The organism is Bathymodiolus heckerae thiotrophic gill symbiont (genome assembly GCF_900128515.1).
Taxonomy (GTDB): domain Bacteria; phylum Pseudomonadota; class Gammaproteobacteria; order PS1; family Pseudothioglobaceae; genus Thioglobus_A.
Genome location: NZ_FQTP01000071.1, coordinates 1 through 7,356, shown reverse-complemented (window position 1 = coordinate 7,356; position 7,356 = coordinate 1). Strand labels below are relative to the sequence as shown.

The following is a 7,356-nucleotide window of genomic DNA, read 5'->3' as shown; positions in this document are numbered from 1 at the left end:
ACTCCAATCCATGGTTCCTAAAGCGGAATAAGAAGGCAACACAACCATTAAACTATCCAATGTAGACAGAAACCTGAATTGGCAATTCAAATGATCACTTAATTACTAAGCCACTTCATATCGAAACGCATAACTAATAATCACATAGACTTAGCGATTATCAGCTTTGTCCAATAAGGGTTTAACCGCTGAATGAAAGAAATCCTGTTGATTAGTTGTCCCAGAAAGTAACCACCTGCTTAATAAACCAGAACTTAAATGGGTATCCCAGGCTAAAGATAACGGTAATAACACCTGTTCATTGTAAGTGGCTTCAATTTTATCGCGTAAATCTTTAAGAATATCCCAACCTTCAGAACGCGCATGATCAGCAAATTCAGAAAATAAACGGTAATTCTGATCAAACTGATAATGTTGATCACAATACTGCTTATATTGAAGCTCAGGCGTTTTTTGTTGCCATTCGATTGACTGGTTAAGGGCGTTAAAAAACTCAATAGCAACAGAGAGTGCCTGATAAACATAATGCAATGCCAGGCGTGGAACATCGTTGCTAGAAGGTAAATGCTTTGCACACCAATAGCCATCTAATCGTTTGCGAATAATACCTAATAATGCATCGGGTTGTAACAGTGCAGATGTGTCTAAAATATGATCCCGTAATAAACGACAAAGCTGTTTTTCCACGTCCAAAAAGCTCATGACATCAGCTAAAGAAACCTCATCCAGCTCATGCAAACAATCTGTCAGTTTGAGTAAATCAGCTATCTGAGATAAAACATCATAACTTCCATTACGACGGGTGCTATCTCGCCATTGCCCCAAAAACACAGATACAGAAGCACTATATTTAGCCGATAGAACTAAATGTTTAAAAACAGTGGGCAGTTCAAATTGCAAATGATAAGAAAAGTCCGTTACGAACAAACGAATTAGCAAATTACGCAAGCTCGGTGACTCTTCCGTATATCCAAAATGTTCATGGACTAGTCCCCAAAAAATTTCTTGAAGGTCGTATTTGCCCAAGTCATCCCAAACTGGAGGGTAATCATCCAGATCAGTTTGATCAGCCAATTGTTGAAACAGCGCTAGTAACAAATTATTAAATTCAGGTTGATCCGCTTTAACTGTAACAGCCATCATTTTCTGGCTTAATTCTTTCTCGCTGTCATCTGGGAGAACCCACTGCTGTAATTGTTTTAATCGTCCTTTATTGGCAAAGAATTTTTGATGATGAACAATATAATCATGTAGCTGTTGCTGTTTTAAACCCAGGTCATCCAGAATAATCGAAGCACGATCCGCTTTAAAGGAATAACTGAAATAACGACAATCCAGGAACCAGTCCGTTTCAGGCTCGGGTTGTAGGGTAGGGGAATACATTAAAAAACGTTGATCAGGCTGTTCACGTTCAATGCGTATTTTAATGCCGAGAGCGGGTTCCTGATCCATCCTGATCAGTAAAACATCATCTAGCTCAGGAATGCTATCGACAAACTCAGCATCAGGGTCATGCCAGAAAATAAGTCGATTATTGTCTTCAAAAAAAAGACGAGACAGGGTTTGTTTTATTTGGGGGATGTCCATATTACCTATTACTCGAAATAATTGCTTCGATATGCTCTTTTAAATCAGGTAATCGGTTTTCTAATATCTGCCAGACTTGTTGGTTATCAAGTCCCAAATAATCATGTACCAAAACATTTCTGAAGCCTGAAATAGCACGCCAATTAATTTCAGGATGCTGCAGTTTTAATGAATCTGAAATTTTTTGTGTGGACTCAGATAAAATTTGCAAATTACGGATAACAGCATCTTGTACCATTGATGAATTCATAAAAGTAAACTGATCACTTTCCGTATACTCTTCAATGCGATCTATACAATCAATGATATGTTCTAGATAAACCATGTCATCTTTCATAAAGGTACTGCTTCCTTTAATATTTGAGTTTTTATTTTTGGGTGTAAAGAAGTACCAGTTACTAAATCGACCTTACGATGTAGCAGATCTTGTAGATCCATTAATAACTCACCTAAATCAAATAAATCGCGTCCATCCTCAAGGTCAACTAAAAAATCAACATCACTTTCACTGGTCGCTTCATCTCGAACCATTGATCCAAAGAGACGAATATTTCTAATGCCGTGCTGTTGAGCCAATTTTAAAATAGAGGCTTTATTTGAAGTGATTAAATTATTCATATTTAGTGCGGATTAACTGGAAGGCTTGTTTTATTGGGAAAGTTGTACCAGCATCAATTTGTTCAACGGCCTCTTTAACGTCTTGTTTAATTAGTTGCTGGTTCTTATTGGGAGATTGATGAATTAACGACTCAAGTTCATGGTTAGTAATTAATAGATTAATCATGTTTATCTTTTTGGGATGATTAGCTTAACAGTATTCTATCAAGATTTACCTGTTAACTGATTTCACTGGCTTCTCAACTTATAGGTTTCATACCCTGGGACATCTTTTTATTGGAATTTCTCAACTTGCCATTGATCTGTCTTTCCACCCACGCCATAAAACTTGGCAAAGCTGGGGCCTTGTTCCGGTAATTCAGAACAAGCGCCACCCAGAGCAACAGCTAATTGAGGATATTCATCTTCAAAATAGGGATAGTTATCAATCACCCAATCAGGGACTAGAGTGGCCATTTGGCGGCTGATTGAATAGCTATCAAACTTAACTAGCCCATTACCCAGCCCTTGTATCATAGGTAATGTTGCACCACCGCCTGTTAACACTACTTTGATAGGAAGGTTTTGAAAATAGTCCAGATAACTGCTATCAACTGACTGAAGAATTTTTAAGAAAGTCGCTTCTAATAAGGACTCAAATTTTTTAACTTGCTCCCTGTTCAAAAAGTCATTGAGATTAATATTCCCCTCAGAGTCATCCGCTATTGTGTAATGAAGAGTACCCGTATCAAACAAGGTTTCCTTGTAACTCCGAATATAGCGTTGTAAATTACTATTAATCAAATCAAATTGAGACGATTTGCTGTCTATATGACTATTTTCCAGAATCGCAATCCTTAATGCATTATCAATCGCATCACCGGCCTGCCTTACACCCTTAACGGTATCAGGAATCAAAAAGGCCTTGAAAACTTCTTTTTCAGCATCCTGACTGACCAAAAACAGGGCGAAATCAGTGGTTCCCGCACCCACATCAACAATCATCACTAATTCTCTGGCAGCACCTTCATCACGCTGGATACGGCTACTGGCAGCAGCGATAGGCTCTAAAACTGAATCACCAATCAAATAATCGGGAAGTTTATCCAGTTTGAGTAATTGTTGATAAGCGTCATTAATTTTGCTTAACTCAATACCCTCATGCCATTGATCATGAAATGTATCAGCAAGAATTTGAGCGCGAGAAAGTAATAATTCTAGTTGTTGCTTAACCCAGCGCGAATGACTTTCCTGAAATACCGGTAAAGCATAGCGCCGTTTTACATAGCGGGAAACGCCATGTTGTTCTTCTAATGAGGAACAGGCTAAATCTGTAAGATAGGCCAGATAAATAGTGATCAAACAAGCTTTAGTGATTTTTAAATTGCTAGGATTAAATTTATCATTAACTAATTGTTTGTCCAGAGAGGCATCTGTCCGGCCTAATGTTATTTCCTGTTTTAATGAATCAAAACGCACTGTTTTAGCAATATTGGCAATCATGCTTTGCTTCACAGACTCTTGCCCAAAATAAACCATCCCGGAATCTGAAATAAAAACAGAAGAGAAAACGGGGTAGGCAATACCATCCTGTTTAGCTTGTTCACCTAACTTTAACTCCAGAAATTCATCCTCAATCCCTCTGGATGCCGCTGCTTTTGACATCGCCGTACCAAAATCCAGGCATAAAGTAACATCAGGATTTTGGGGGCTATCAAAAGATAAAGCTGTCGTATCCAGTTTAATTTTTTGATCATCAACCTTATCTGCTGATTCAGGAATGGGTGTCTCGTCTTCAGCTTGTTCTTTTGTATCGACGACTACTTCAGCTTTTTCAGGTATAGCTTCAGTTGCAGTGGAAGAGGGGCTTTCAATAGGAGCCGCTGCAAGAGTTTCTAATATTGTTTGTAATACATCCATCTCCATTGAGGAAATAGATCCTTCCAGTTTCCAGCGCTTCGCATCACCATCCCGCTCCATTCTACCGATTAAATTTTCCAGTAAAAAATTTGCATTATCTAAATCCATCTGTTTCTCCATAATGTTTATTCTATCGCTTCAACCTGCGCGGCTAAAACAGTACTCACTCGATCCCGTATAACACGCTCAACTTTTGGGGTTACAATTCTTACCTTTCTAACCCCCATAGTCTTACCCGAAATCAAGTTATGCTCTAGTGGCGAGTAATCGGTAATATCACCTGGGTTGCCACTTAATTGTAAAGATCTTTTATTAGCTAAACTTTTAACACTATTTAATATAGAACGATTCCTAACAAAAAGTGTTTGTGTTTGATCTCCTAACTGAGGTTCAAACATCTCAATTGCAGAACTGATATTTTCTTCTGCAGTACTAAGAATAGACTCTAAACGTGTTGCCTCCAAGAGTAATAACGCAATAGACTGATCAGCATTTAATAAACTGCTATCGTCCCTAGCTGCTTTCTCAGAAGACTCTGTAATCCGGCCAACTGATTTTAACCAGGTTTTAATATTTGCCGGGGTAGTAAGACTATTATCAGCAATGCTGGTTAATAAAGGTTTTGCTTTATCTTTTGTCGCAAAGGTTAAAACCAGAAAACCTAATAATTCAGCATCACTTAAGCCCTGTTTAGCTAAAATTAACACGGCCTCGGATAAATCAGATTGAACTGTTTTTACGCTGTCTGATCGACTCAAAAAAAGCAACCATTCACTTTTACTAAACCAGGTTTTTATACTTTGTAAAACAAGGTAGGTATTGGCCTCAGTAGCCAAAGAAAAACGGATTTGAATCAGAGAATGTACTAAATAAATGATTTCGTCAGCAAAAGCAGCTTTTACCTTAAAGTCTTTAGTAGCTGATGTGCCTTTAGCAGCGGTAACAAACAATTTTTGTAATGCTAAACCGCTATCGTCATGGGCAGTATGCGAACCAGTAGCAATGGCTTTCCTGAGTAATTTAAAAACCAGCACATAACGCTTTAATAGTTGATCCGGTGTAATGGATTTATTTTTCCTTAAATTACCCACTGCAGTGATAGATAGCTCCAGAACTGCTTTAAAGTCACTGGTACGTTGAACGAGATTATTAATCAGTGACTCTCTGGTTTTTTCAGCTCTTTCTTCAAGAAAAGACTCTGATATCAAATACTCACACAACCATTCGTTTGACTCGCAACACTCAAGGCTTTTGGCAACATTAAGGCGATGATCGGCTTCGTTTAAGTTTTGTAACGAAGGAAGTGGTTGTTTGAAAGCAGGCTGTAAACGTTTAAATAGACTAATTCTATGAGCTTTAACAAAAAAAGCGATACGGGATAAAGCACTAATAGCCATTAATTTCTGTTTTGCGTGACTATTATCAAATGCGATATTAAATAGTTGATAAATTTGTTCTTGAAACCATGGTTCATCCATTGCCTTAAAAATAGATTTATCCAAAATCATTCTGGTAATGGTTTCATTGAGTTGCTTCATGTCACTGCTTAGCGGTGATTTTAAATTATTCATATTTATAAACTCTTGTCATGTTTCACCAATTAAACATTTGTTAAAGCTTAATGAATCACTGAAAAATATTAATATTTTTAAAACTTGATAAATGGTTCTTGGGGATAAGATGTCCATGAATATTAAGCCTATCCTTATCAAATGCATTTTCCACCATATCGTTAAATTTTTGCCTGAGCCAAGAGTATTTTAGTTCTATGCTGAGGTCTTTTTCATCGCTAAGCTCTTTATTTTTATCTCGTAGTTTATTTAGATATTCGATCATTGTTGACCAGTTTTCACCGAAATCTTCAGGAACTACATTAAAATAATCAACATAATAAACGCCATCAAAATCTTTTCTTAGCGTGTTATTAGCGACTCTTCCTGAAGAAAGTTCTTTTTCGCTTTGTACAAAGACTCCATTTTCGGCTAATTCTCTATGAACAATCATTCTTGGATATGAAGCCAATTTTTCAAGTTCAACTGCTTCAACAAACGCAGGTCCTAGAACTAGATGATCATCATGGTAAAGCTCACCACAAGTAACAGCTCCACGGAAAAGAATACCATCATGTATTAAGCTTAACTGGATACGTAGTAATTCATGAAAAATAAATGCTGAATGTAAGTCAGTTTTTAGATAGGAAATGACTATGGAGTCTGAGAACTGAATGAATTTTCTGGAAGTTAGATACAAAGTCCCATCAGCCCCATCATCAATGATACCTTTCTCAATGTAATGTGTCATTTCTCTGATTTTTGTTAGTGAAGAAATGATTTGTGATAGTTTTTTATTATTTTGTCCTTCTAGTGTGGCGGAGTCTTTGATAAGCGAACTAAACCCAAGAATATCAATGAATACACAATATCGTTCTTCATATGTAATAGGTTTCATTTACTTCTTTCCTGTAACAGCCTTAACCTCAGCCAACAGATTCCCAAACTTGCCATAATTCACTTTCACCCCATCATCTAAATCTAGTTTAATACGTTGGTCGGCATAGTGGCGGAGTTGTTCATCGAAGGCTAATAATTCAGTGTATTGTTTAGATAAAAGATCGCGTTCTTTTTGAGATTTTTTAGCTAAGGCAGTGGAGCTGGCAGCAGCTATATCACCCTCTAATTTATCTATTTGATTACTGATTCGGCTTTGCAGTGGGATTACATATTCCATTCGCATTCTGGCAAGTGTGCCTTCGTTATAACGGTGTAGGTAAACCAGTGCTTCAAAAGCTTTGTGTTTGCCGGAGCTGAACAGCCAATAGATAGGGCGTTTTTTATAAGTTTTTAAATGATCTTTAAAAAAGCTGCTGCTGAAATAACGGCGAATGGTATCGACTGAACTTTCACTGGCTTTAGGTTTTAGATTGTCAGCGATAAAATGTAGATTTTCGTTTAATGATTCTTCAGGCCAGGCGACTTTTACAAATTCAATCAGGCGGTTAGTGGCATCATCAGGAAACCATTCACGATCAGTTAGGGGAATAATGCCATCTTCATCTGCGATAAAGGGGTTTTCAGGGTATTTATCCTGAGAGTTAGGTTCAGAGGCTAGGGCATTGTAAATTTTATCGGCTACCAACTTAAGACGGGACAAAATTCAAGGCTAGCAGCTGAATTCTTGTATCATAAAGTTAATGACTAAAAAAACAGAACCACACAAAAAATACGAGCAGCTAGCAAAGCAATTATTACTGAA

7 protein-coding genes and 1 pseudogene are annotated in these 7,356 nt (G+C 37.3%); all 8 read right to left on the bottom strand.

Going from position 1 to position 7,356, the window contains the following annotated elements; translation table 11 throughout:
- Positions 1-150 precede the first annotated feature (150 nt).
- Complete coding sequence (pglZ, locus tag BTHERMOSOX_RS08240; protein ID WP_138120607.1) at positions 151-1,587, bottom strand: BREX-1 system phosphatase PglZ type A; 1,437 nt, start codon at positions 1,585-1,587, stop codon at positions 151-153.
- A gap of 1 nt (position 1,588) precedes the next feature.
- Positions 1,589-1,924, bottom strand: coding sequence for a HepT-like ribonuclease domain-containing protein (locus BTHERMOSOX_RS08235; protein WP_138120606.1), 336 nt, complete (start codon positions 1,922-1,924; stop codon positions 1,589-1,591).
- Complete coding sequence (locus tag BTHERMOSOX_RS08230) at positions 1,921-2,205, bottom strand: nucleotidyltransferase family protein (protein ID WP_138120605.1); 285 nt, start codon at positions 2,203-2,205, stop codon at positions 1,921-1,923. The genes BTHERMOSOX_RS08235 and BTHERMOSOX_RS08230 overlap by 4 nt, the downstream gene beginning before the upstream one ends.
- Positions 2,198-2,371: a hypothetical protein gene (locus BTHERMOSOX_RS08225; protein WP_171004703.1), complete on the bottom strand. Its 174-nt coding sequence runs from the start codon at positions 2,369-2,371 to the stop codon at positions 2,198-2,200. Before BTHERMOSOX_RS08225 ends, BTHERMOSOX_RS08230 begins: the two co-directional genes overlap by 8 nt.
- Before the next feature lie 107 nt (positions 2,372-2,478).
- Complete coding sequence (locus BTHERMOSOX_RS08220) at positions 2,479-4,224, bottom strand: acetate and sugar kinases/Hsc70/actin family protein (protein ID WP_212744637.1); 1,746 nt, start codon at positions 4,222-4,224, stop codon at positions 2,479-2,481.
- 5 nt (positions 4,225-4,229) lie between these two features.
- Complete coding sequence (locus BTHERMOSOX_RS08215; RefSeq protein WP_138120603.1) at positions 4,230-5,675, bottom strand: hypothetical protein; 1,446 nt, start codon at positions 5,673-5,675, stop codon at positions 4,230-4,232.
- A gap of 55 nt (positions 5,676-5,730) precedes the next feature.
- A complete protein-coding gene (locus BTHERMOSOX_RS08210) occupies positions 5,731-6,552 on the bottom strand; it encodes a hypothetical protein (protein WP_138120602.1) in 822 nt (273 codons plus the stop codon).
- A pseudogene (locus BTHERMOSOX_RS08205) lies at positions 6,553-7,167 on the bottom strand (hypothetical protein); the annotation flags it as partial.
- Positions 7,168-7,356: the final 189 nt, after the last annotated feature.